The organism is Labrenzia sp. 5N, assembly GCF_012395805.1.
Taxonomy (GTDB): Bacteria; Pseudomonadota; Alphaproteobacteria; order Rhizobiales; family Stappiaceae; genus Roseibium; species Roseibium algicola.
Map to the genome: position 1 here is coordinate 1,317,498 of NZ_JAAZTM010000020.1, position 24,385 is coordinate 1,341,882.

At 58.5% G+C, this 24,385-nt stretch carries 24 protein-coding genes; 8 read left to right on the top strand and 16 right to left on the bottom strand.

What is annotated here, in order from left to right:
• Window positions 1-236 precede the first annotated feature (236 nt).
• On the bottom strand, window positions 237-848 hold the full coding sequence (locus HEP89_RS26470; RefSeq protein ID WP_082809785.1) for a TetR/AcrR family transcriptional regulator: 612 nt from the start codon (window positions 846-848) through the stop codon (window positions 237-239).
• 100 nt (window positions 849-948) lie between these two features.
• On the opposite strand from HEP89_RS26470, the gene HEP89_RS26475 reads away from it, so the two are divergent.
• Together HEP89_RS26475 and HEP89_RS26480 are read left to right on the top strand one after the other, a co-directional pair.
• Complete coding sequence (locus tag HEP89_RS26475) at window positions 949-1,686, top strand: 3-oxoacyl-ACP reductase family protein (protein ID WP_168693431.1); 738 nt, start codon at window positions 949-951, stop codon at window positions 1,684-1,686.
• Window positions 1,686-2,852, top strand: a complete 1,167-nt coding sequence (locus HEP89_RS26480; RefSeq protein ID WP_168693432.1) for an MFS transporter — start codon at window positions 1,686-1,688, stop codon at window positions 2,850-2,852. Before HEP89_RS26475 ends, HEP89_RS26480 begins: the two co-directional genes overlap by 1 nt.
• 123 nt (window positions 2,853-2,975) lie before the next feature.
• Here HEP89_RS26480 and HEP89_RS26485 read toward each other — a convergent pair whose 3' ends face one another.
• From HEP89_RS26485 to HEP89_RS26505, 5 genes are all read right to left on the bottom strand, one after another.
• The gene (locus HEP89_RS26485; RefSeq protein ID WP_168693433.1) at window positions 2,976-3,596 is read right to left on the bottom strand and encodes a LysE family translocator; all 621 of its coding nucleotides are present in this window, start codon (window positions 3,594-3,596) and stop codon (window positions 2,976-2,978) included.
• Between the two features lie 72 nt (window positions 3,597-3,668).
• Window positions 3,669-4,064 carry a GFA family protein gene (locus HEP89_RS26490; RefSeq protein ID WP_168693434.1) on the bottom strand — a complete coding sequence of 132 codons (396 nt, stop codon included), beginning with the start codon at window positions 4,062-4,064 and terminating at the stop codon, window positions 3,669-3,671.
• A gap of 4 nt (window positions 4,065-4,068) precedes the next feature.
• Entirely contained in the window at window positions 4,069-5,550 is a 1,482-nt protein-coding gene (gene gatB / locus HEP89_RS26495) for an Asp-tRNA(Asn)/Glu-tRNA(Gln) amidotransferase subunit GatB (RefSeq protein ID WP_022997767.1), read from the bottom strand.
• A 352-nt stretch (window positions 5,551-5,902) separates the two neighbouring features.
• Entirely contained in the window at window positions 5,903-6,187 is a 285-nt protein-coding gene (locus HEP89_RS26500; protein WP_022997768.1) for an EscU/YscU/HrcU family type III secretion system export apparatus switch protein, read from the bottom strand.
• Window positions 6,188-6,200: 13 nt separating this feature from the next.
• Complete coding sequence (locus HEP89_RS26505; RefSeq protein ID WP_168693435.1) at window positions 6,201-8,744, bottom strand: flagellar hook-length control protein FliK; 2,544 nt, start codon at window positions 8,742-8,744, stop codon at window positions 6,201-6,203.
• Window positions 8,745-8,999: 255 nt separating this feature from the next.
• Here HEP89_RS26505 and HEP89_RS26510 point away from each other — a divergent pair, with 255 nt between their 5' ends.
• Window positions 9,000-9,242, top strand: coding sequence for a DUF6455 family protein (locus tag HEP89_RS26510; RefSeq protein WP_062489387.1), 243 nt, complete (start codon window positions 9,000-9,002; stop codon window positions 9,240-9,242).
• A gap of 19 nt (window positions 9,243-9,261) precedes the next feature.
• Here the strand turns inward: HEP89_RS26510 and HEP89_RS26515 are convergent, their stop codons facing one another.
• A complete protein-coding gene (locus HEP89_RS26515) occupies window positions 9,262-9,564 on the bottom strand; it encodes a hypothetical protein (RefSeq protein WP_022997774.1) in 303 nt (100 codons plus the stop codon).
• A gap of 394 nt (window positions 9,565-9,958) precedes the next feature.
• On the opposite strand from HEP89_RS26515, the gene HEP89_RS26520 reads away from it, so the two are divergent.
• Together HEP89_RS26520 and HEP89_RS26525 are read left to right on the top strand one after the other, a co-directional pair.
• Entirely contained in the window at window positions 9,959-10,105 is a 147-nt protein-coding gene (locus HEP89_RS26520) for a hypothetical protein (RefSeq protein ID WP_022997775.1), read from the top strand.
• A 294-nt stretch (window positions 10,106-10,399) separates the two neighbouring features.
• Window positions 10,400-10,657, top strand: coding sequence for a YjhX family toxin (locus HEP89_RS26525; protein ID WP_168693436.1), 258 nt, complete (start codon window positions 10,400-10,402; stop codon window positions 10,655-10,657).
• A 59-nt stretch (window positions 10,658-10,716) separates the two neighbouring features.
• On the opposite strand, the gene soxR is transcribed toward HEP89_RS26525, so the two are convergent.
• Complete coding sequence (soxR, locus tag HEP89_RS26530; RefSeq protein ID WP_055658778.1) at window positions 10,717-11,181, bottom strand: redox-sensitive transcriptional activator SoxR; 465 nt, start codon at window positions 11,179-11,181, stop codon at window positions 10,717-10,719.
• A gap of 100 nt (window positions 11,182-11,281) precedes the next feature.
• Between soxR and HEP89_RS26535 the strand changes: the two genes are divergently transcribed.
• A complete protein-coding gene (locus HEP89_RS26535; RefSeq protein ID WP_152507120.1) occupies window positions 11,282-11,671 on the top strand; it encodes a VOC family protein in 390 nt (129 codons plus the stop codon).
• A gap of 55 nt (window positions 11,672-11,726) precedes the next feature.
• Here HEP89_RS26535 and HEP89_RS26540 read toward each other — a convergent pair whose 3' ends face one another.
• The 8 genes from HEP89_RS26540 to HEP89_RS26575 form a co-directional block, all read right to left on the bottom strand.
• Window positions 11,727-12,968, bottom strand: coding sequence for an HlyD family secretion protein (locus HEP89_RS26540; protein WP_075282026.1), 1,242 nt, complete (start codon window positions 12,966-12,968; stop codon window positions 11,727-11,729).
• The gene (locus HEP89_RS26545) at window positions 12,961-13,467 is read right to left on the bottom strand and encodes a hypothetical protein (RefSeq protein WP_168693437.1); all 507 of its coding nucleotides are present in this window, start codon (window positions 13,465-13,467) and stop codon (window positions 12,961-12,963) included. Before HEP89_RS26545 ends, HEP89_RS26540 begins: the two co-directional genes overlap by 8 nt.
• Before the next feature lie 200 nt (window positions 13,468-13,667).
• On the bottom strand, window positions 13,668-14,435 hold the full coding sequence (locus HEP89_RS26550; RefSeq protein WP_168693438.1) for an SDR family NAD(P)-dependent oxidoreductase: 768 nt from the start codon (window positions 14,433-14,435) through the stop codon (window positions 13,668-13,670).
• Between the two features lie 156 nt (window positions 14,436-14,591).
• Window positions 14,592-15,947 (bottom strand): adenylate/guanylate cyclase domain-containing protein, encoded by a 1,356-nt coding sequence (locus tag HEP89_RS26555; protein ID WP_168693439.1) that lies wholly within the window; start codon window positions 15,945-15,947, stop codon window positions 14,592-14,594.
• 99 nt (window positions 15,948-16,046) lie between these two features.
• Window positions 16,047-17,198 carry a helix-turn-helix transcriptional regulator gene (locus HEP89_RS26560; protein WP_168693440.1) on the bottom strand — a complete coding sequence of 384 codons (1,152 nt, stop codon included), beginning with the start codon at window positions 17,196-17,198 and terminating at the stop codon, window positions 16,047-16,049.
• A 493-nt stretch (window positions 17,199-17,691) separates the two neighbouring features.
• A complete protein-coding gene (locus HEP89_RS26565; protein WP_168693441.1) occupies window positions 17,692-18,516 on the bottom strand; it encodes an MBL fold metallo-hydrolase in 825 nt (274 codons plus the stop codon).
• A gap of 10 nt (window positions 18,517-18,526) precedes the next feature.
• The gene (locus HEP89_RS26570) at window positions 18,527-18,985 is read right to left on the bottom strand and encodes a Crp/Fnr family transcriptional regulator (RefSeq protein ID WP_006931293.1); all 459 of its coding nucleotides are present in this window, start codon (window positions 18,983-18,985) and stop codon (window positions 18,527-18,529) included.
• Between the two features lie 99 nt (window positions 18,986-19,084).
• Complete coding sequence (locus HEP89_RS26575; protein WP_168693442.1) at window positions 19,085-21,667, bottom strand: ABC transporter transmembrane domain-containing protein; 2,583 nt, start codon at window positions 21,665-21,667, stop codon at window positions 19,085-19,087.
• 231 nt (window positions 21,668-21,898) lie between these two features.
• On the opposite strand from HEP89_RS26575, the gene HEP89_RS26580 reads away from it, so the two are divergent.
• Entirely contained in the window at window positions 21,899-23,113 is a 1,215-nt protein-coding gene (locus HEP89_RS26580) for a glycosyltransferase (protein ID WP_152511400.1), read from the top strand.
• 41 nt (window positions 23,114-23,154) lie between these two features.
• Window positions 23,155-24,375 carry a glycosyltransferase family 4 protein gene (locus tag HEP89_RS26585; protein ID WP_168693443.1) on the top strand — a complete coding sequence of 407 codons (1,221 nt, stop codon included), beginning with the start codon at window positions 23,155-23,157 and terminating at the stop codon, window positions 24,373-24,375.
• Window positions 24,376-24,385: the final 10 nt, after the last annotated feature.

Here is a 24,385-nt window from a genome sequence, read left to right on the forward strand (position 1 = left end):
GGCACTTGCCTCGATATTGGGCAAATTTACAAGGCAGTCCGACCTGACAACCAGGCATGACTGGTGGTCACGCAGATACCGAACTGCCTGGAACAACTGATCAAGCGCCGGGTTCGTGGTGTGCATCGTGCAGCTATCACGACTTCAAGGCCGCGGGAGATGCCTGGACGATTAATCTGGACCGCTTGCCTGATGGACACTGCCTCGACGGATGCGACAGGCTTGCTAAACCGCTGTTATCGGGGCCGGTTTGCCATTGCCCTGAAGGCCTCGACACATTGGTCGGCTGCAGCAAGCAAGGCGTCCTCGCACACGCCATCACGGGCCAGAACCGACATTCCCGTTTGCATCGAGAAGAGCATCGTTGCCGCGGCTGCGGTATCGAAGTCACCGGGAAGTTCACCTTCCTCCTTTGCCTGCTCGATGCGTGCCTGCAGTTGGAGAAGATTGTTCTTCCGCATCTCACTCAAGCCTGCCGGAACGGACTGGTCCTCGGTGCAACTGTGTTGAGCTCCCAGTACGACCATGCAGCCAGGTGGTTGTCCGGCCATGCAATAGGCTTCTGCAGAGCGTGTCAGGAAGGTCCGGACCGCATCGAAAATTGAGGGGGCCTCGTCCAAACCGGTCCAGATACCGTTGTGATAGTTCTCGACGTAGTGAGCCAGAGCTTCGCGGAAAAGCTCCTGCTTGCTGCCGAAGGCAGCGTAAAGGCTGGGCGTGTTAATCCCCATGGCCGATGTCAGATCGCTTAGCGATGTTCCCTCGTAGGTCTTGGACCAGAAAACACGCATCGCCCGTTCAAGAGCCTCTTCCCGGTCAAATTTTCTTGGACGGCCTCTCGTTGCCATTCAAACCCTTTCTGTATCGATCGATAAATAAATCACTTGACCCTTGAACACAAGCAGTCCATCTAATTTTGTATCAATCACTACAAAATAGGAATCGACGATGACATTGATTGGAAAAACAGCCTTTGTGACTGGGGGAAGCCGGGGCATCGGCGCAGCAATCGCCCGCAAGCTCGCCGAAGATGGAGCTGATGTAGCGATCAGTTATGCGTCAAACGAGGACGCGGCCGCAGGGACGGTTGCGGCGATCGAAAAGACGGGCCGCAAGGCACTGGCCATTCGCGCCGACAACAGCAAGGCCAATGAGTTGCAGGACGCGATCAACAAGGCTGCATCCACCTTCGGAAAGATCGATATTCTGGTGAACAACGCCGGCGTCTTTCTCGTTGGCCCGGTCGACCAACTGTCCCTGGAGGACTTCGACACATCCCTGGCGGTCAATCTTCGTGCAGTGTTCGTTGCATCAAAAGCCGCGGTCACGCACATGCCGGACGGAGGCAGGATCATCTCGATCGGCAGTAATCTTGCCGCTCAGGTGCCCATGGCCGGACTGGTGGCCTATAGCGCAACCAAGGCAGGCGTCACCGGATTGACCCATGCGCTTGCGCGTGATCTCGGCTCCCGGCGGATAACGGTAAATGCCGTGCATCCGGGCTCCACAGATACGGACATGAACCCTGCCGACGGTCCGTTTGCCGACGGGCAACGCGCCCTCATGGCGCGGCAAGCCTATGCACAGCCTGAAGAAATTGCCAATGTTGTCGCTTTTCTCGCCTCGGACGCTGCACAGTCTGTTACAGGAGCGGACTGGTTGATCGACAATGGTGCCAACGCTTGATGACAAGAGGTTCTTCCAAAGCCACAACCCTGACAATCGGGCTGTCGGCACTGGTGCTGGTGGCGACGGAGTTCGTCGTCATCGGCCTTGCGCCTGCAATGTCGGCGCAGCTGAACATGAGACCCTCGCAATCCGGCTGGCTGGTGACGTGGTTTGCCATTGGCTCCGCCCTCGCCGCGCCGTTCCTTTCCGCGTATCTGTCTGATACCTCTCCGGCGAAGGTGCTCGCCTGGATGATGCTGCCCAACTCCGCCAACCTGATATTGATCGTATTGCCGAATTTCGAGCTTGCCGCCGCTCTCCGGGTCGCTCAGGGAGCGGCATTGCCGGTCTATATCAGTTTCGCAAGCTCTCATCTCTCCCAGGTGTATGGCGCCGGCAAAGGCGTCGCGAAAGTTTATATCGGCGTTACGCTCGGTGTCGTCCTGGCGCCGTCTTGCGGAACATTCTTTGCAGAACGGTTTGGCTGGCAAACCCCTGTCGCAGGTCTTGGTTTGTTGTCAGTGGTCCTGCTGTTCGCCAATCTGAGGCTTCATTTGCCACCTTTCCAGGCAAAGACAGCCAGCGCACTTTCCCTGCTTCGCCGTCCATCGTTTCTCTGTCAGCTTTTTCTGTCTGTCTGCGTTTTCTCGGCAATGTTCGCTGGCTATTCGTATCTCACCAGCCTGTTGGCCAACGCCGGGCTTGGAGGAGATCAGATGTCCATCGCGCTGCTGGTTTTCGGTGCAGCCGGCCTCGCGGGGAACTGGGTCGGAGGAAGGACAGCCGACCATGCGTTGGCCGGAGCCATTGTCGTTCCATTGCTTGTTTCAGGCGGAGCCATGGCCTTCGGCCTTCTGGCGACTGCTCCCATCCTGCTTTTGACAGTCGTCCTGATTGCCTGGGGCATGGCCCACGCTGCCGGCTTCGTGCTGTCGCAGGTGCGCGTGATGACGGCAGGGCCTGATCACAAGAGTTTCGCGGCATCCATGAACATTGCAGCCGCCAATGTCGGCATTGCACTTGGTACCTTCGTGGGCGGATGGATGCTTGAAACGGGTGGCGTAGCCTCAATGAGCGCAACAGCAGCTCTGTTTGCAATACCGTGTATCGCAACGGTCATTTTGCTCGCAGCACTGCCCAAGCGGTTTCACTCACCTGCCCCGGAGGCCGCAGACCGGATCTGAACCAAGCGAACCAACAGAACGTCACCGAGAACCTGTTGGCAACTGAACAGTTATGTCCACTGAGCTTCAGTGGACATTGGCCTGTAAGCTTGAAACAGGCAGCCGGCAGCAACGTCTTTCCGCTCAAGGCCGGAATGTAGCCAGTTTGTAGGCTGCGAAGGAGAAGAAGACGCCCAGCGTTGCGCTTATCCAGCGCTGACTACGCCGATAGAAGCGGATGACGGGTGCGGTTGAAAACGTCACTGCATAGGCGACGTGCCCGATGATGGAAATTGCCGTACTCAGGCCAATCAGCAGCAGACCGACCCATAGCGGCGTGTCGGCACCCAGGCCTATCCCGACAATCGCGATCCAATGCAGTGCTGCCTTCGGGTTGGTCATCTGTATAGCGAGCCCCTGCAGGAACAGATTGCGTCCCCTTGCACCGGTCACATGCTTTGCGTTGGCCGGCCTTGAAGCCGCACGGAATGCCTTGAATGCCAACCACAACAGGTAGGCCGCCCCGAAAATCTTCAGAACGGTAACGGCCTGGGCATAAGCGGCAATCAGGGCAGTCAGTCCGGCAACCGTGAAGGTTGCCCATAGACCGGAGCCTGCGCCTACACCCAACGCGAGCTGGGTGCCGGACTTGCGACCGCGTTCCATCGACGTCCCGATGATGGCGAGGATGTTTGGTCCAATGCTGATGAAACCAAGAGAGAAGATGCCGAGAGCCAGAAAAAGGCTCGCAAGATGCTCGTTCATTGCCCCTCCCAGGTGTGGATGGCATTACGTGCGCAACAGCGCTTCGGCCCGATCAGAGCACGCAATGTTCCCTCAGTCCAGAAAGGTCCAGGTATCCGCGCCATCGAAGTGACGCAGCCCGATGGCTTCGATGGTTCCAGGAGGCGCTAGCCGGAGGTTGACTGCCAACCGATCGGGAAACTCAGCCGACAAGCTTTGCCAGTGGGTGGTGCAGCCGCAAGTGTTGCAGCTGTGGAAAGCCAGTCCCTTGTCGCCCCAGACGTAGCTGAGCGTTGCTCCGGGTGCCGCCTTGATCTCGATATCGCCAGCTTCGCCATGCCCCCAGATGGTGCCCAGCCGGCGGCAGATGGAGCAGTTGCATTCAACGGCGTGTCGAGGCGGTGTCTTCATTTCGTAAGACACCGCCCCGCAATGGCAGGAACCGGTGATGGGCAGCTCAACTTTCGGCGCTGTCCCCTCACCGCTCATGGTCTTACTCCAGACCGATCTTCTGCTTCAGCATGTCGCTGACGGCCTGCGGGTTGGCCTTGCCCTGGGACTGTTTCATCACCTGGCCGACGAACCAGCCGAGAAGACCCGGCTTGGCGATTGCCTGCTGAACCTTGTCCGGGTTAGCGGCAATGATTTCGTCGACGATGGCTTCAATCGCACCAAGGTCGGTCACCTGCTTCATGCCACGTTCTTCGACGATCTTCGCCGGGTCGCCACCTTCGGTCCATACGATCTCGAACAGGTCCTTGGCGATCTTGCCGGAGATGACACCGTCCTTGATCAGATCGACGATACCGCCGAGCTGCGCCGCGGAAACCGGGCTGGTCGAAAGGTCCTTGCCTTCCTTGTTCAGGCGGCCGAAGAGCTCGTTGATCACCCAGTTGGCAGCCAGTTTGGCGTCGCGGCCCTTGGCGACTTCCTCGAAGAAATCGGCAGAAGCTTTTTCGGCAATCAGGATCTCGGCGTCATAGGCGGTGAGGCCATAATCGCCCATGAAGCGGTTCTTCTTGTCGTCCGGCAGTTCCGGCAGGTGCTGCGCCAGTTCGTCGACGAACGCCTGCGTGAACTCCAGCGGCAGCAGGTCGGGATCCGGGAAATAGCGGTAGTCATGCGCTTCTTCTTTGGACCGCATGGACCGTGTTTCGCCCTTCACGGCGTCGAACAGGCGGGTTTCCTGATCGACCGAGCCGCCATCTTCCAAGAGCGCAACCTGGCGACGTGCTTCATATTCAATGGCCTGGCCGACAAAGCGGATCGAGTTGACGTTCTTGATCTCGCAGCGCGTGCCGAATTCACCGCCAGGACGGCGGACGGAAACGTTGACATCGGCGCGCATGGACCCCTGGTCCATGTTGCCGTCGCAGGTGCCGAGATAGCGCAGGATGGTGCGCAGCTTGGTCAGATAGGCTTTTGCCTCGTCGGAAGACCGGAGATCCGGCTTGGAGACGATTTCCATCAGCGCCACGCCGGAACGGTTCAAGTCAACGAATGACATGGTCGGATGCTGGTCGTGCAGAGACTTGCCGGCGTCCTGCTCAAGGTGCAGGCGCTCCACACCGATCTCGACCTGTTCGTCCGGCATGTCGAGAAGGATCTTGCCTTCTCCGACAATCGGCTGCTTGAACTGGGAGATCTGGTAGCCTTGCGGCAAATCCGGATAGAAATAGTTCTTGCGGTCGAACACGGACTTCAGATTGATCTCGGCCTTGAGACCGAGGCCGGTGCGGATCGCCTGACGCACGCATTCCTCGTTGATCACCGGCAGCATGCCCGGCATGGCCGCGTCCACGAGGCTGACGTTATCGTTGGGGTCCTTGCCGAATTCCGTTGAGGCGCCGGAAAAGAGCTTGGCTTCGGACGTGACCTGGGCATGGACTTCCATACCGATCACGATTTCCCAATCGCCCGTCGCGCCCTTGATGAATTTCTTCGGATCGGGTGTGCGTACGTCGACAATCGTCATAGTCGTCAAAAATCCTGTTCGTTTTGATTTCGCGTCTGGTCAACCAGCTGGAAAGACATGCTGCGGCGCGAATTTGTAGCCGTTTGATGACCTAGTCGGGAATTGTCCTGGCTGCAAGGTTTTCCTTGCCTGAAGCGTCAGCTTTCGCACAGCAGGACGCGCCTTTCCTGTCTGCTTGCCTGGCAATCGCGCATTGCGAAGCGTTGCAACAAGCATCCGTGTCGCCACGGACGAGCGGAATGCCCCCCCGGCCTGATCATTTCCAGAGCCAGGAAACACGACCAACATGCGTGCTACGGAAGGTCACAGTGGCAATTGCTTTGTCAGCGCGACAAGACTCAGCCTTGCGCCATCATTCCTGCGGCGGGTGCTTGGCCTGGCCAGTCCGCATGATGAAGCCGATCAGCACGGCGACCGCCTGATAAAGCTCGATCGGAATTTCCTGGTCGACCTCAATCTGCGACAGGGCCTCAGCCATCATCGGGTTCTGTTCAATCGGCACGCCAGCTTCCCGCGCAAGACGTTCGATCTGTTCAGCCATGGAGCCCGCGCCTTTGGCGGTGACAACGGGAGCGCCCTCGTTCTCATACTGCAGTGCGACCGCAAGCTTCTTCCCGGATTTGTCCTTTTCACTCATTGCCGGTTCCGTCTCACGATTGCCTGTCGATCAGTGCGCCGTATTTGGCCGCTGTTCTGGGTGGGAGCCCCCGGATCAGCCGCAGTTCCTGAAGGTCCAGCCCCGCATCGGCAAAAGCGGCTTCCATGGTTTCGCGAACGGCGTTCAGGCTGTCGAAGGTTTCCTTGCGATCCACCCACAAGCTGGCATAGGTTCCGCCGCCGCGCAGACTGATGGCAGCTTCCAGCGGTCCTGTCGCGGTCAGATCGAGTGCAAACCGCAGCCGCCAGGCGGGTTCCCCCTCATCCTCGTCCTGGTTTCCGGCTCCATCGCGGCCGACCTGCATTTGCATCACGGCCGTTTCATTGCCAAACGCGAGCGGCAGTTCAACCACAAGATCCATCGGACGGGACGCTGCGCGCGGTCCATCTTCCCTGGACAGTTTCGTATTGCTGAGCTGCGTCAGCCGCAGGCGCGCCAGGGCCGAATCCGTTTCCTTCAGAAGTGCCTGCAGATTTTGCGAAGCAGCTCCTGCCCAGAACCCGCTGCTGGTCTGTTGCGCCTGGCCTTGTGGTGCACCATGCCGGGATGGCGCCGGCGGCTGTCCTGCGGGGTGGGTGATTTCAGAGCGGGCACCCAACTGCTGAAGCAGTGCCTTGAACGACAAAAGGGCGGATTTCAGATCCGGCAGTGCGACTTGGCCCTGCGGCTGCGCTCCGGAAGGCAGGGACAATTGTGCTTCGCGAAACTGTCCGGACAATCTTACGGCCTGTTGCAGATCCTGCGTGGTCGGTGCCTGGGCCGACGACAAGCGCAAACCGAGGATCTGCTGCATTGCCTTGACCACGGGATCCGGCAAAGAAACGTTCCCGCTGTTCTGCGCGGACATCAGACTTCCGATCTGGGCGAACAGGCTCCCCAGGCCGGCCTGCTGCTCGCTGAGTGGCTGCTTCAGAAATTCGGCAATCTTATTGGCAGGCTGCTGACCCACCACTGGTGCCTGCGCAGTTGGGTTCGGGGCTCCCGCAGCCGGCACGGATGCACCAACGGATGCGGGATAAGTCTGAGGGATCGCCGTTCGCGTCAGGACTACGGGCTGTGCTCCAACTGTCTGAAATGCGCCGTTTGACTGCCCTGTAGCTTGATTGGGCACGCCTGTGCCAGCCAGGTTTGCAGCTGGAGGAGAAGCGGAGTTGGCACCAGCCCCCGCGGCGGTTGATGCCAATTGCGAGCCCTGGACAGGCGTTGGTCCCGACGATCCTCCCGACTGGAGATTTGCCTGTACCGTGCTTGATACCGGCGCTCCGGTCCCTGCACCTGCCGGAACCTGACCGGGCGCCGTTCCGGGGACTGCACTTTGTACACCAGGGGCGTTTGTGGCAGGTGCAGGCGCGTTTCCTGAAGGAGCCCCCACTGGAGCTGCCGGGTTACCTTGTAAAGGCGGCGGCGCTGGCGTTGCCAGCGTGCCTGCTGAAAGCGTGGACGGTGGTGCCTGAACAGAAGCACCGGCAGGTGAAACTGCGGCAGTGTTCGCTAGGGGCTGGTTCACCGATGTTCCGGGTTGCGTGGGCGCGACTGTAACCGTTGAAGCAACTGCTGCCGGCTGCGAAACCGGTGGTCCGCCGGTCAGGTTAGACAGGCTCGCCGCACCTTGTCCGGGAGCGGCCGTAACAGGTACGCCTCCCCCCGACGGCACTTGCCCGGCCGCAGACCCTGCCGGAGGCGCAGGCTGTCCCGGTTGAGAGATCCCGGAAGATGGCGTGCCCGCCGGTGGCGCGGTAGCGACTTGCGGCTGCACGGGCCCACCCGAAGGGGCATTTGGCGCAGGTGCGGAAACCTGGGACGGGGCAGCAGCAGGCTGCGTCGACGCCGAGTTCTGCGTAGAAGCCCCTGCCGGAGGTGTCACTCCAGCGATTGTTTGTCCAGATGCTCCTGTCGGCGGAAGAGGCTGACCGGTTGCGACGTTTCCTGAAGCCGGAGGCTGCGCGGCGCCGGCCGCCGGCGGAGCGCTGGTTGGCGGAGGCGCCCCCGGAAGAGGTGTTTGCGGCAAGGCCTGCGCGTTGCCGGCAGTCTGGCCCGGAGCCGTATTGACCGAAAGAACCTGAACCAGATGCGCCAGAACCGGCGACGGCCGCGGATAGGCGGTTGCCGTTGAAGGTTGCGGTTGCAGGGGCGCTCCGGCTTCGGATTGCGCAGGAGCCTGGCCGGTCTGGCCCTTTGACGTCTGTACTTGGGATGCTTGAGCTTGAGCCTGGGATGGTTGGGCTTGGGACGCCTGACCTTGAGAAGCTGTCGCCGGCGCGGAAGGTTGCTGCTGCGGCTGCTCCTTGCCCACAGTGATCAGGATCGCAGGCTGCTGTTTTGAGCCGCTGACGGTAACCGTAACCTCGCCACCTTCAGGAAGCGGTGCGGGAACGCGCAGCTCCAGTTTTGCATCGGGTGTGGCAAGGCGGACCACACCACCCGGCAGGTTTGCCTCAACCTTGGCCTTGAGTTCCGTTCCCGGCTCAAGCCCCTGAGCTACTGTGCCATTGCCGGTTGCCTGGGGCAGCGGCGAGGCGCTTACCGTTTCAACCATCACACCGTCTCCAGGTGTTGCGGCGCTCCGATTTGCAGGAGGCGGCCTGGCAGGGGTTCAGAATCATGAACCTGCAGTATGGCTGGTTTCGCAATGCTTGCCCAGAGTTGACCCTGATCAAGGTAACGCAGGTGTTTCTGCTGCATTGTGTCCTTCATAACCGGTGCCGGAAACCAGAGCGGCATCAAGAGACAGAAGGCCTTGGCAGACAATGTCTGCACATGTCCCGTCGGAAGGAGAAACGGCTTGAACTGGATGGATCGCCTCAACGAACGCGCGGAACTGATGGGCAGGATGCTGGACACAATCGGCGCGATGAACCACGTCCCGACCGGTGTGCACACGGGTGCCGCGTTAAGGTCTGCCGCCTATCGATGCATCAACTGCAGCGAAACCGAAGCCTGTCGTGCCTGGCTTGAACGCCATCCCGATGGCGCGGATGAAGCCCTGCCGAACTGTCCCAACGCTCCCCTGTTCAACAGCTGGATCGACAGCTGAAAACGCGGCAGCACCGGCTTCAGGCGCGCTTCACGCGGCGGCTGAGCCAATAGGTCACGGCAGACGCAATCAAACCGCCGACAAAGCGGAACGGAAAGACAGCCAGCGCACCGGCATCATGCGCAAAAGGCTGCGGCACGGGCAGCGCGCCAATCGCCACATCCAGAATGAGCGTCAGCGCTGCCGCCGCGAATCCCGCGATCCAGAGCTTTTGCAGCCGGTCGGCCTTCCACCCCAGATACCCGCCGATCAGCAGCGCAAACGGGTTGAGCAGGCCAGCAAGGCCGAAGAGGTCGTACCAGGTTTCTGAAAGCGTCATCATGGCTTCCTCATAGCCTTGTGCGGGACAAAATGCGAGCCGGTTTCCAAGTTTAAGGACATTAGTCCGGCGGCAAATTGCTGCAGTCTCGTCTCAGCAGTTGGCCGTAAAGCCATGTAATTGAATGAAACAGTCCCATTTCCCTGGCATAACGCGGGGACATGACCCTCAGCTCACCTAAATTTAAACGGTTTTGTACAGCAAAACTCTGTGCTACTTTTGTTAATACAAGTATTTGACATGCATTGCCTCTGGCAGCTCCCATTCCTTAAATTAAGTTTTAAAGGCCATGACTTTACTCTCATCTATTGAAACAGACGACCCAACAGTCGACACGCTCTTCAAGACCGACCGACGCCTTGCCATATTGTGCAATCACTGTGGCCGGTTCCGTTACATGAACTTTTCACGGTTCACCGGAGACCAGAAAGTCTCGTCCTTGAGCGAAACACTTACTTGCGCTTCCTGCGGCTCGCGGGATGTCGAGGCCATTGCGGTTTCACGCAACCCGGACAACGGCTACTGGCCGGCTGAACACAGCTGAAGCGTTTTCACCCGGTCGAACCAGGAAATCGAAATCCTGCGTTTCCAGATCGCAGCAGATTTGCAACAGCCTCTGCAAATCACCCAGCCTCACCGCTGCATTGAGCCTCGGCGCGTTGTCGCGTTTGGCAGCGTGTGCTAAGGGCCTTCCCACCAACTGAGAGGTTTTATGCGCGGATTGCAACAGTCCCGGTAGACCCCGGCTGACGTCAGTCGGGGCCAGTCACATCAGCACTGCAGGCGATTAGCTGCGGTGGCTGGAGCTCTGTGCATACTTTCAGGCAAATTCAAATCAATGGACATTTCCAAAGCCGAGCAGCGGGTCCTGCACCTGCTGGCTCAAGGCGGCTATAGCCTTCTGGAAAAGGATGAGCATGGCCGTGTCATCAAACATGAAACCGTCACCCGTGAAGGCTGGTTCTGGGGCGGCTGCTCACCACAGCTTTTCCATAAGCTGAAATACAAACGGCTGATCGCCTCCAGGAACAGCGGCCCGTATCGGATCACGCCGCTGGGTCTAAAACGTGTAAGGGCTCAACTGGACAACAGGTGAAATCAGGAGCCGGGACAGCCTATTGGCGTCCCGGCAACTTTTCCAAAGCCGCTTGTGAGTCAGTCCCTGGCGAAATCCGGACGATCGCCAAGGAGAAAGCGGGGCCCACGTCCCTTGCTGGCTGCCGCGTCTCCTGCGTTGTAGAGCTGACAAGTTTTCATAGACAGGCATCCGCAGCCGATGCAGCCATCGAGCTTGTTGCGCAAGGCCGTCATCCGTTCGATTTTCCGATCAAGGTGAGATCGGAAATCTCTGCTGATCCTTGTCCAGTCCGCCTTGGTCGGTGCCCGCCCCTCCGGCAACCTTTGGAGCTGCGCCGCGATCTCCGCAATCGAGAACCCGAATTCCTGTGCGACCAGTACAAAGGACAGGCGCCTGATGTCGGCCCTTAAAAATCGCCGCTGTCCTCCAGCGTTCCGGCTTGGGTGCACCAGCCCCTTTTCTTCGTAAAACCGGATCGCCGAAACGGACAGCCCCGTCCGCTCGGACAGATCCCCGATGGTTAGAAGATCGGTGCCTTTCATAACCTTCGTCAAAATATCGCCCCGCCTCTCTTGACCTCAACTAAGATTGAGGAATTATGTCTGGTGTCCACAAAAGGTCAAACCCTGATAGGACACCGAGATGAGCAGTGCATTCCTGGAACATGTGAACGTCACGGTCAGTGACCCGGAAGCGACCGCCAAACGTCTGGAAAGCTGGTTCGGCTGGAAGGTTCGCTGGAAAGGTGCAAGCCTTGGCGGCGGCACGACGTATCACATCGGCAACGAAACCAGCTATGTAGCAGCCTATTCACCGCCTGGTACAACCAGCAAGGTTTCCGGAGACAGCTACAGCCACCACGGTGGGCTCAACCACATCGCAGTCGTCGTCGATGACATCGACGCAACCGAAGCAGTGATCAAGGCCGATGGCTATCACACGCACAATCACGGCGACTACGAGCCGGGCCGCAGATTCTATTTCGACGATGACGATGGCATCGAGTTTGAAGTGGTCAGCTACACGAAGTGAATGATACGCACCCCGTCAGGACGGTTTCCCACCGTCCCGCCGGGATGCTTTCGTTCTAGTGGCCCGTCAGCACCAGCGTCTGGATCGGGAACAGCAGCGCCTGAAGCCGAATGATCATCGCATGGACGAGACCGACCGTGTCGACCACGTGCAGGAAGATGAACTCACCGGTTCCAATCGGTTCGCCCGACGACAAGCGGTCATGATTGCTGGTGTAGGCGTTGACCGTGCAAATTGCGCCCGGTGGCAAGTCAGCCAGGCCGTCTTCGTAAAGCGGTTCCAGCAAGGTGGTGATCGTTGCCGGCTTCACACTTTGAGCGGCATCAAAAAGCTGGCCTGAGGTTGTTATCTGCCCGGAAGCGATCTGCGACTGCACTTCTGTCACGACCAGCGGAATAATGGTGAAAGGTACGGCTCCGCAGAACGCTTCCGCCACCATTCCTTCCTTGAGAACCTGGGCCTCGATCTGGCCGAAGCCCGCAACGATTCGCTCTCGCTGTGCATCCGTGGGAATTAGCACGCCTGCAGGCCGCATCATCGGGTTGACGATATCACCTGGACGCAGGATGAACTGGCTCATGGTGCCGTCCACGCCGGCGTAGACAGTCATCTTCTCCAGCTCCACTTGCGCCTCGTGCAATCTGGCCTCCGCGCTTTTCAGGCGCGCGGGCAGATATACCGTGATCTTGGTCTGGATGAGTTCCTGATTGGACTGCGCCGCGCGCAGTGCGCCGGTTCGCGCATCCACCGCGTTCTGCAGCTTTTCGATGTCCCGTTCACTCACGACATTGGCATTGCGGGTGAAAAGCTCCTGCCTCGTGTCGAGCTCGTCCTGCGCCTGCTTCAGTGCTGCCTGCGCCTGCTCGGTCTGGGCATTGGCAACAGCCAGTTCGCTCTGGGCCAGCGCAAGCTCTCCCTGGATTTCGACCAATTGCTGTTGCGCAGTCACGACATCCGCTTCCTGACGCGTGCTGTCGAGCTTGAAAATCGGGTCACCCGCCTTGATGTCCACCTCAAGCTCACGCGGCACGAAGGTTTCGACGACCCTGCCGGAACTTTCCGGCAGTATCGGAATTGTCCGGAATGTCGAGACCGCCGTGGTTGCCGTTGGATGAAAATAGAAAATCAGCGTGATCAGGGACACGGTCAGCATCAGGCACAGCACAATGCCGTAGCGCAGCTCGAACCAGACCGAATAGAGCGTTATTTCCCGGCCGATGCGCTTGCCCTGCACATATCTGCGGATCAGATAGTCGGGCAATATGGTGAGAAGGGAACAGAACAGGAGCTCAAACATGTTTGTTCTCCTGTTCGGCTGTCGATGCAGTGGAATGATCGGCTGGAGTTGGCGGTGGTTCGTGAGGCGCTCCCTCCGACGCACTCGTGCCGACCTCCAGCTCCTGCTCTTCCTGCTCAAGATCATGCTCGACCAAGGTTTCGGACGAAACACCACCCGTTCCGGCCAGACGACTCAGGGAATGGGCCATCGATTCCAGCGGTGTCCAGAAATCGGGAAGCTGAATGAAGGCGAGCAGAAGCGCTGCAACCCAGAAGATGTTGTTATGTGTGAAAAGAGCCAGAAGGCCGAGGACCGCAACAAGCTCGAACTGCATGCGCCCATGTTTGTGAGCAAGCCGTTCGGGGATCGAATGCAGGTGCAGATAGAACACCCCGACAAGGATCCCGCCGAAAATCAGCACGACCAGCATCACGGTAAAAAGCCAATCACCACCGTCCGCAGCCGGTATGAAAGGCGGCAGATGATGCGGAGCAAGCTCGTGCATATTTTCCGCCATCGGAATTCCCCCTTACGCCCTCGCTCCGCCCGATATGGCGGAAGCAGTAGCGTAACCTTAAAAGGGATTTCCGGTCATGCGTATGAAAAAGTGTGACTTTGGAGGACTTTGACACAACCTATCCGGCCGCAACCCTTCAGCCACCAACCGGATAGATCTGTTCTTCTTGTCGCTCTGGCAGCCCCCCGCAAATAGCGGTGTTAGCGGGGTGCCATGCGGATCGCGCCGTCGAGACGAATGGTTTCGCCGTTCAGCATGTCGTTTTCGCAGATGGATTTGACCAGCTTCGCATATTCGGTCGCCTTGCCGAGGCGCGAAGGGAACGGAACTTGTTGGCCAAGCGAATCCTGGACCTCCTGTGACAGACCCAACAGCATGGGCGTCTCGAAAATGCCCGGTGCGATCGTCATGACACGAATGCCGGACTTGGAAAGGTCACGGGCGACAGGCAACGTCATTCCTGCAACCCCTGCCTTGGAGGCTGCATAGGCCACCTGACCGATCTGGCCATCGAAGGCAGCAACCGAAGCCGTGGAAACAATCACACCACGTCCACCGTCGGCCGTGACAGGCTCCAGTGCGGCCATGCCCGTTGCTGCAATCGACAGGCACCGGAAAGACCCGATCAGGTTGACGGAAATCACCTTCTCGAACATGTCCATCGGGTGAGGTTCGCCGCGAGACGTCGTCTTCGCCACAGGTGCAATACCCGCGCAATTGACCAGAATCCGCTCCTGGCCGTGAGCTGCGCGCGCCTTTTCGAAACCAGCCTCGACGCTCGCCTGGTCAGTCACATCGACATCGGCAAAGACGCCGCCAATTTCCGCGGCGACGTCTTCCCCCTGATCGGCATTGCGATCGAACAGCGTCACCTTGACGCCTTCGACCGCAAGCATGCGCGCGGTGGCGGCTCCGAGCCCGGATGCACCGCCTGTCACGATGGCTGAAAGTGTTGAGTCCAGTTTCACAGAAACCTCCAAACGGATGCAATTCATTGAAATCAATGAATTTAATCTACTCAATTGACGATTAGGTCAATTTTGAAGGCAAATTGGCCCAGATTGACAGTTCGGTCAAGTGTTTCAGTATTGACCAAAAAGGCAGTTCGGCGGCCCTCCAACGGCCTATCTGGCCAGAACCACCAGGTCCACAGGACGCTTGATACCTTGGACCGCCGCATCCGACCTTGCTTCGATCAAGGGCAGATCATGACCCTGTGCAACGGCCAGATCAAATGTCGCCTTATCTGTCAGCGCCTTGGTTTCCTGGCTCTTGTTGGCGTCTTCCAGCTTGGCAGCGCAGTTGACGGCGTCACCAATGACCGTGAATTCCAGGCGCTCCCTGGAACCAATCACACCGACCGTGACCGGCCCGGCGGCAGCCGCTGTTCCAATGCGCAATTGTCCCGGCCAGCCGGCGTCCCGAAAACGCTGCTGTTCCCGCTCCACGGTTTCCACCAGACGTCTTGCAGCCCGAAGCGCATCGGCGGCGTAAGTCGTGGAGGGATAGACAGCGCCGAAGGTTGCCAGGATGCCGTCACCCAGAAACTTGTCTACCCGTCCTCCTTCCTCAACGATCACATCAACCGCCAGGTTCTGGTACTCGGCCAGGACCGCCAGCACAGTTTCCGGTCGCAGAGTGGCGGAGGTGGAAGTAAAGGAACGGATGTCGGCATAAAGAATGGCGGCATCGCGCAAGCTTCCTTCGCCGGCCTGCAACTCCGTGTCCGCTCCGGTGATTGAGGCCGCAACTTCCGGCGAGAAGAAGCGGCTCAGATCCATTGCAGCCGCGTGATCTTTCGAAGCCTCGAACAGCATCGACCGTCCCCTGTAGAGGGCAACGGACAGAATGACCGTCACGGCCAGGATAACCATGGTCTTGTCCAGCTCGGCACCAATCAGGATGGTGTTGCCCGTCAGGTAGTCGACATAATTACGGGTCACGCGCATGTGGTCCATGTCTGCGAACACCGCATAAAACACCAGTCCGAGCCAGCCAGTGACCGCCACAAGGCCTGTGGTCAATACGAAGCGAGGATCGAACCGCAAAGCCCTTAGCCCGATGAAGAGGAAGACATACATCAAGGTTGGCGTCTTCAGATAGAACGTCGGATGCTGGCCGTATTGAATGTGAAACGAAAAGATCAACCCGACCAGGAGGGCCATGTCGACACCGATCGACACAAATAGATACCAGCGCGGCAATTCAAACCTGTACGACAGCACAAGCCGAAGGACGGTGAACAGAAAGTAGGCTGCAAGGGCAATAGGCACGAAGTTGAAACCGGCCGATCCCTCAGCCCTTGGTGCAATGGCGTAAAGCAGTGAGAAAAACAGCACGAGCCCAAGCTGAACCCAGCCTATCAGGCGCTCGGAGGACGCTTCTCGGGCACGGATTTCGGCCCTGACCCGTTCCGGAATGCCGGTATCCGGAGGTCCGCCTTGCAGGATGTAACGCAGTGTCTGGGATATGGTGGTCATCTCGCCGCCGATAAGACGTTGCTCGTGCGCGGATTTTCCACCGGCGCCGCGAATTGCGCAAGCGACCCCGCGGTAAAGTGAGTGGACGTGAGCAGGCCCTTACCGGTTGCCTTGCAAACGCAATTGCTCAACACTGCGCACAAGTTCGGCTTGACGTCGCGACCCGGTCTTGGAGAGCGCAGCCTTGATCTGGTTGCGCACGGTATAAATGCTGATCTCGCGGTCCTGGGCTATTTCCGCCGGTGTCCGGCCGTCTGCGAGCTTCAGGACCGTTGCCGCTTCTGCCGGGCTGAGACCAAGCTTCTTCTGCATTTGAGCCAGGAACGTATCGCTGCCGGCTTCGGGCCTGACCGCCAGAAGTACTGCAGAGACCGCCTTGTTCATGAAAACACCGAAGGGCGTCTTGTCCAGATCCCCCAGTTGCAAACCTATTGAGCGACAGGTCCAGTTCCTGCCTCTGCCATCCCTTGCCTGCCAGTTTCGAAACACATCGAAACCACCCATGGATTGAAGCTGCACGAAACCAGCGAACCTGCCTTGATCCTCTTCGGACCGGAAATGCAGACGCCTGTCGAAACCACAACCGACAAGAGAGCCTGAGGCCAGGAGCTTTTGCGCCTCCGCGCAGGCATAGTGGATCCGCATCGCGGTATCGATCACAAAAATCGCCGTTCCAGATCCCATGAGATGCTGTTCAGCAGCCCATTTCTCGAAGGTCAGTCCGGAGATGGTCCGATTGATTTCCAGTGACTGACGGATGACCGGGGCGAGTTGAGCACACAGCCGAAGCCAGTCGTCTTCGTATTTGTCGCGATCCTTCGAGCGCATGTTGCCACCGAGCAGGAACATGCGATCGCCATCCAGCGCCAGCATCGACCCACCGCCACCGGTAATATCTTCAAGCGGCAACAAAAGATCGGCGTAGAACTGGGTCTTTTTCAGCGTTTCAGGTCGGCACAGCTGATGGGTTGATACGACGTCTCCCACCTTGCAGGTGGCAAAGTTGGCAGCAAACGGGTTCTTGTCCGCGTAGTGCTCGTCGTAAAGTTCCAGAATGTACGGGTCGTATCCTGACGAAAAGGTGAGCGGCGTGGCTTTGGTCAGGTCGTCGTAGCCGATCAGCTGCGTGCACACGCGCGTACCAAGGCTGCAGCTCAGCGTGTCGAGAAAAACCTGCCACCGCCCAGGATCCAGTGCCGCCGATACAGCAAGGTTCGACAGCCTAATCAATTCTTCTGCTGCGACAGCCAACCCTTCCCCCCGGGAGTTCTTGCGGCATCACGCCAGTAAACGAAGTCGGGCAGACCAGATTGACGCTTCAGCTTCCGCTAAGCCCGCTCCGCCTTGACGCTCCACCTCAATACATATGCAAAAAACGGAGGCAGCGCGTTAACATTGATCAAGTTCCGACCATTTCTTCATCACGCCAGTCTGCAGAGGCCGGCACACTTCCAATTACTGGCCAACCATCCGCCCTTCCCCAGCTGCGGAAAATACATATTTATAGTCCAAATGGACCATGCAAGTAATTCCTACACCCTGTAAACAACTATTGATCGTATCCGGCAGGCACGTGTGACGGCGTTTCAAGTCACAAGTGTTTGTTTTCCGGCGGCAATCTCGGGATTCCCGCATTCCAGCAACCGGCGATCGATCTATTTTTAAGCCTTATTGATTTTTTGGGCGGCTATTTGAGCCGCCCTTTTTTTATTATTGAATCGAGGCTTGTCTGGCAGGGCGGTGCTTACGGCTTGAGGGTCATGCCTTCGCTGGCGACCAGTGTTCCGGGATAAGCGTTTTGAGCGGCGAGACCAATTTCATCAAGCTCGTCGTCAGACCTGCGCGGATCATGATGGAAGAGAACGGGGGTCTTTACGTTGCCGGCCTTTGCCAGCTCGACAGCCTTTTGCCAGGTGGAGTGTCCCCAGCCCTTGTAGGTGCCGTATTCGTCGTCAGTGAACATGGCGTCATAGATCATGACGTCGGAATTGCGCACGAAATCAGGTAGAGCTGCATCAATTTCCGGATCGCCATGTTCGTGATCCGTGATGATGCAAATCGATTTGCCCTTAAATTCGAAGCGGTAACCACACGCTCCACCGGGGTGGTTAAGCCGCGTGGTGCGGATGACGAGATCATCGGTGCGCGGGATGAGGTCTCCGGCATTGAAGGACTTGAACTCGACCGCCTTCAACGTCTTGGCAGCTACCGGAAAGATCGGCGGCGACATGATCCGGCTGACGATGTCAACGAGGCTGGTTTCGTCCTGAAAGTGTCCGGCCCAGGCAGTGACGGAGAAGCTCGGATCATAGGCAGGTTTGAAAAAGGGAAGACCGCAGATGTGGTCGAGATGGGTGTGGGTGAAGAGCAAATCGAAGGTTCGTGTCTTGCACCCGCAGATTTCCACGCCCAGGTTTCGAGCGCCGGAACCGCAATCGACCAGAACCAGTGCGTCGCCGGCCCGGATCTCGAAACACGACGTTTCGCCGCCATAGCGGAGTGTGCTCGACCCCGGCGTCGGGGTGGACCCTCTGACGCCCCAGCAACGAAGCGAAAATTCCTCAGCCACGTGTTACTCCCTAACCGCTGGCAGCCCCTCGACGTGCGTCGGCAAGATCCCGGGTCGTCCGTTCAAGCCGCAGCGCCAGTGTCCGCATCACCTCCAGCGAGATATCCGGAAATTCTTTCAATAGTTTCAAGAAATCGTCTTTCGAAACAGTGAGAACATCCATGTCATTCGCTGCGACCAGTGTCGCGGTTCTTGGTACGTCGCACAGAATAGCGATTTCGCCAACAATTGAATTTTCCGAAACCTGCGCTACCTTTTTTTCGCCCTCAGGCGTGTCGACCAGAACATCCGCATCGCCGGACAGGATGATGAAGGCGCAATCGCCTTCTTCTCCCTGGGAGCAAAGACGTTCGCCGGAGGGGTACTCGGTCCGATCACTGATGAAGGCCAGAAGCCTCAGCTTGGTCTCGTCGATCCCGCGGAACAATGGCACCTTACGGAGTGCCTCGACTTCGGTTTCAAGTGTCATCTTCTTCTCCCGCGCCCGTTGTTTTTTTGCTCCGACCGAACCGAATCGCCCGGCCGGTCCCCGCAGACCGGTAGCCCACCTATTGTCACACCCACCGTCTTACCCTTTTTCTGAAAGCCGTCCTTGATCCAGAATGAAGCGCTGATCGAATTCAGCTGCTATTTCGGCATTGGACGTGCCGAACAGGAATGTTTTGCCGGACAGGATTTGCCTCAAGCCTTCGCGAAGCGTCTTGTCCTCGTCCGTCATACCGGTGGCGATATCGTCCAATATGGTGATTTTTGCGTTTTTCAGAAGACCGCGGACCAGTGCGATCTTGCGGCGCTGGCCGGCAGACAAGCGCGAACCGGACACTCCAACGTGATATCCGAAGCCCGCATAGATGATCGGGCGCCGCAAACCGGTTTCCTCGACAATGGTACGGATAACATCGTCGATACGCCGCCGGGCATCCCGGCGGTCGACGCGTGCACGCCCGAACAGGAGGTTGTCCTCGATGGTCAGCGGCGGCAGATAGACATCCGGATCAAAGGCAACGAAGTTGTCGCTGTTCTTGACGACCTCTTCCAGGAACGTCTGGCGGGCGCTGATGATATCGCGCTTCAATTCGTCGGTCATGACACCCAGACGATGCCGGGCGGGGACCAGCTTGAAGGCCAGCCCGGTCAGACGTGACCGATCGGCGTCTGTCAGGCCCGGGCGCGGCTGATCAGACTTGGCGATGCGGACAATGCGCTCGAAATCCGGAATCTCATCCAGCGTGATGAAGGAGTAAGCCCCGAGCAGACCGCTGTCGCCGGAAACATTGGAGAACAGTTCCAGCATGGTTTCGGCAATCTTGAGGCCGATTTGCTGAAGCTTCTGATCGAAGCCCGTTTCCGCCAGGAAGGCCTTGACCTCATCGAGGTCCGGCACCTGGTCCATGGTGATTTCCGGATCGGCCGGCACGGCAAAGAACAGGTTGTCCGCCAGGCTGGCACTCGCATTGAAGCGATCGCGATGCCACAGCTCGACCAGGCCACCGAGTTCAGGTTCGTGGGCAATGCGCTCGGCGAGTGCCTTGCGCACGTTCAGGATCTTGTCGGCAAAGCCATCGTCCATGGTCGGATCGAACCGCGACTGCAGACCGAGCCGATAGATGTCCTTGTCGATCTTGACGGTCTCGAGCAGTTCAAGCGCCCTAGTGTCGAGTTCTCTCTCGTTGCTGACACCCGCGGCAGCGAAATCGTCCCAATCGGCAGCAAGGTCATACGTTGGGTTGCGTGTTTCCTTGGCTTCGGCAAGCCGCCGCTTGTAGTTTCTCAGGCTTTCCCCCTCCCGCTGGGGCGGAACGAGCGGACGGTGGCGCAGACCGTAATAGAGGTTGTCCCGGATCGTTCCCGTCCAGACATGCACTGCCCCGCCGACATAAGCGATTTGCCGGCCGAGAGTGGCGTCCGTCAGCTTGTCGAGATCGTGGCTGCCGATGCAGACCTTGCCGGAGACGGCCGCAACGAGCCCGGCGGCAAGCTGCAGGACCTCCGACCTTCCGGATCCGTCCGGACCGACAATCGCGCAAGCACTGCCGGACGGAACGGTCAGCGAGACGTCGACAACCTCCTGCCCGGCCGCACCGCCGGAGAAATTGACATTCTCGAGCTTGACGTCGCCGGAAAGGTCGACCGTATCGTCCGAGGTCAGGCGCTCCTTGTCATAAATATCCGACGGGTCGAAGTTTTCGACAACAGTCTGATACTTGACGCTGACGTCCGCAGTCATCTGGTAGAAGGAAAGCAGCTCTTTCCAGGGGCCAGCCAGATCCTTGTAGGCCGCGATGACCGCCAGCAGGGCACCGATGCTCAGATTGCCCTGAATGACCAGATACCCGCCGATCAGGTAGAAGAAGAACGGCGTCAGCTGGTTCATGAAGTTGTTCAGGAACTTGATCAGGAATTTCCGGTTGAAGATGTCATACCGGATCTTGAAGTTCTCGTAGAGGCGGTCGGAGATATCCGCCGAATGCCAGGCCGCCGCGTCATTGGCATGGATTTCGGCAACGCCCGTGATGCTCTCGCCAACCTTGTCGGCAATGACGCGGATGTTGCGCACCCGCTGCCGGGACAACAGCACCACCTTGCGCTGCAGAAGCGGGATCACATAGCCCTGGATGGGATAGGAACTGATGGCAGCAAGCCCCAGTAGCGGGTCCTGCATGAAGATGAAGCCGATCTGAACGATCAGCATGCCGCCCTGGTAGGCCGGCAGCGCAAAGGCTTCACCAATGTAACCGCCGACATCCTCCACTTCCGATGTGATCATCGGAATGATTTCGCCTGAACTGACCTTTCTGAAATGCGGCAAGCGGAAGCGAAGCACCCGCTGGAACAGCTCGAACCGCAGGCGCCGGAGCATGCGTTCGCCGAGACGCCCCTTGTAGACGTTGAGGTAGAATTTCAGCCCGTTCGAAACGACGACCAGAAACAGGAAGGCAAAACACAGAAGAAGAAGATATGGGACTTGATCGAAATCGACGCCAAGGATCGTCCGTGGAAAATTGTCTCCCTGGACGGCATCATTGACAATCAGTTTTGGCAGCTCGAGAAGGATATAGACCACCGGGTATGTGAGTACGGTGACCATGAGAATGAAGATTTGCTGTCTGGCGCTGTATTTCCAAATAAAACCGAAAAGGCTCTTTTCCATAAGCTCATCCAAACAGACAAGGATCAAATATGTGCAAGCAGATCATATTTGGTATATTAGCGATCCGAGTTAGTTGCGCCAGCCGGGATTAACATTTGCCACAACCGCTTTAAAAGGGTCCGCAGACCGTTCCTTGTCGAAAGTCCCCTGTCAAGAAATATCCGCACGTGACAAGGGCCAATCAATTGAGACATAAGCCTTTCGGGGCAGTTTTACAAATTTAGGGGCAGTATGAGTTCCAAGACGCCGAAGATCCTCATTTACAGCCACGATTCCTTCGGGTTGGGCCATCTCAGACGCTGCCGGGCCATTGCGCAATCCCTGGTCGGGGACTTCGATACGCTGTCTGTCCTGATCCTGTCCGGCTCCCCGATCATCGGCAGTTTCGAGTTTCGCTCCCGTGTCGATTTCGTTCGCATTCCAGGCGTGATCAAGCTGCGCAACGGCGAGTACACACCGTTGTCGCTGCATATCAACATCGACCAGACGCTGGCGATCAGATCATCGATCATCGAACACACCGCCAAGGTGTTCGATCCGGACATCTTCATCGTCGACAAGGAACCGCTTGGCCTGCGCGGGGAAGTGCTGCGGACGCTGGAAGCCCTGAAGGATACCGACACCCAGCTCGTACTCGGCCTGCGCGATGTCATGGACGACCCGAAGGTGCTGAAGGAAGAGTGGGACCGCAAGAACGTCTATCCGGCCCTGCGCGACCTTTACGACGAGATCTGGATCTACGGACCGGAAGATATCTGTGATCCGCTGGAAGGCATCGACCTGCCGCAATCGGTACGCGACAAGCTGCGCTATACCGGTTACCTGCGCCGTGAGTTGCCGAAATCGGCGCTCGAAAATCCCGCACCCGCGCCCTTTGACGAAGAACCCTATATCCTGGTGACGCCAGGAGGCGGCGGCGATGGCGTTGAAATGGTCGACTGGGTGATGCGCGCCTACGAAGCCCGGCAGCGTCCGCTTTTCCCGGCCCTGATTGTGCTTGGCCCCTTCATGCCGGCGGCCGCCGCAACCCAGTTCAGCGAGCGCGCCGAACACCTGCGCGACGTCGAGATCATCCGCTTTACACCGCAGATCGAACCCTATCTTGCCAATGCCACAGCCATTGTCGGCATGGGGGGTTACAATACATTCTGCGAGATCCTGTCCTTCGACAAGCCAACCCTGATGGTACCGCGCGTCATTCCGCGCCGGGAACAGGCTATCCGGGCTGAGCGGGCCGAACAAAGCGGCCTCTTGAAGGTGTTGCCGATCGACCAGTATCCGGATCCCGACCTGATGGCTGCGGCCTTGTCCGAACTTCCGGGCATGGCTTCGCCTTCGGCAGCCGGCGTCGATAATCTGCTTGGCGGTCTGGATGTCATCTCCAACCGCGTTGGCGAAATCTTCGACGAACAGCAGGCAGCCAGCCGGAAGCTGGTCAACTTCTGACCATCGCCACCCGCAAATCGCATTCTTTCAAGGGCTGACCGATGTCCCGTATCGCCGTTGTGGTCAAAGGCTATCCTCGCCTGTCCGAAACCTTTATCGCCCAGGAAATGCTTGGTCTGGAGCGGCGAGGTATCGAGATCCTGATCGTCGCCCTGCGCAAGCCGTACGACCCGTACATTCACGATCTGCACCGGCAGATTTCAGCCGAAGTCATGTATCTGCCGGAGTACGTGAAAGACGACCCGTCCCGCGTTGCCCGCGCCAAACGCTGGGCGGAGAAACAGCCGACCTTCGAGGCTGCCAAGGCTCTGTTCGATGCCGATTTCGCGCATCAACCCAACGCCGACCGGCGACGCCGGTGGGCCCAGGGTTGCGTCTTCGCCCATGAACTGCCGGAAGACGTGACCTGGATCTACACCCACTATCTGCACACACCCTGCTCCGCCTCGCGTTATGCTGCGCATCTATCCGGCCGAAAATGGTCTTTTTCCGCACACGCCAAGGACATCTGGACGAGCCCCGACTGGGACCTGAAAACCAAGATCAACGACGCGGCCTGGGGCGTGACCTGTACCGCGGTCAATGCCGAACACCTGAAAGGCCTTGCCGAGGATGCGGACAAGATCGAGCTGCTTTATCACGGCCTCGACTTTTCCGGCTTTCCCGAGCCCAAGACCAAAGCCACGACACGTGATGGCAGCGGTGAGCCTGTGCGCCTGGTTTCCGTTGGCCGCGCCGTGGAAAAGAAAGGCTATGACGACCTTCTGGATGCTCTTGCAAGGCTGCCTGCGGCTCTCAACTGGCACTTCACCCATATCGGCGGCGGAGACCTTTCCGAGCACCTGAAGGCACAGGCGGATGCGCTCGGACTGTCGGACAGGATCACCTGGCGGGGGGCGCAGCCGCGCGAGGAGGTGATCGCCACCTGCCGCGAGGCTGATCTCTTCGTCCTGCCATCGAAGCTCGCGAAATCCGGTGACCGCGACGGCCTGCCCAATGTCCTGATGGAAGCCCAGTCCATGGGCATCTGCTGCCTGTCCACCAAGGTTTCAGCGATACCCGAACTGATCCTCGACGGTGAAACCGGTGTGCTTGTTGCTCCTGGCACACCAAAGGAACTGGCCGAGGCCATGCAGCGCCTTATTACCGCCCCCGAGACCCGTCACGGTCTCGGCCTTGCCGCGGCCAAGAGGGTCAGAACGACGTTCTCGACAGACCCCGGCCTCGACCGCCTTGCCGACAAGTTCCGCAAAGTCCTCTAGGCCGAACCCC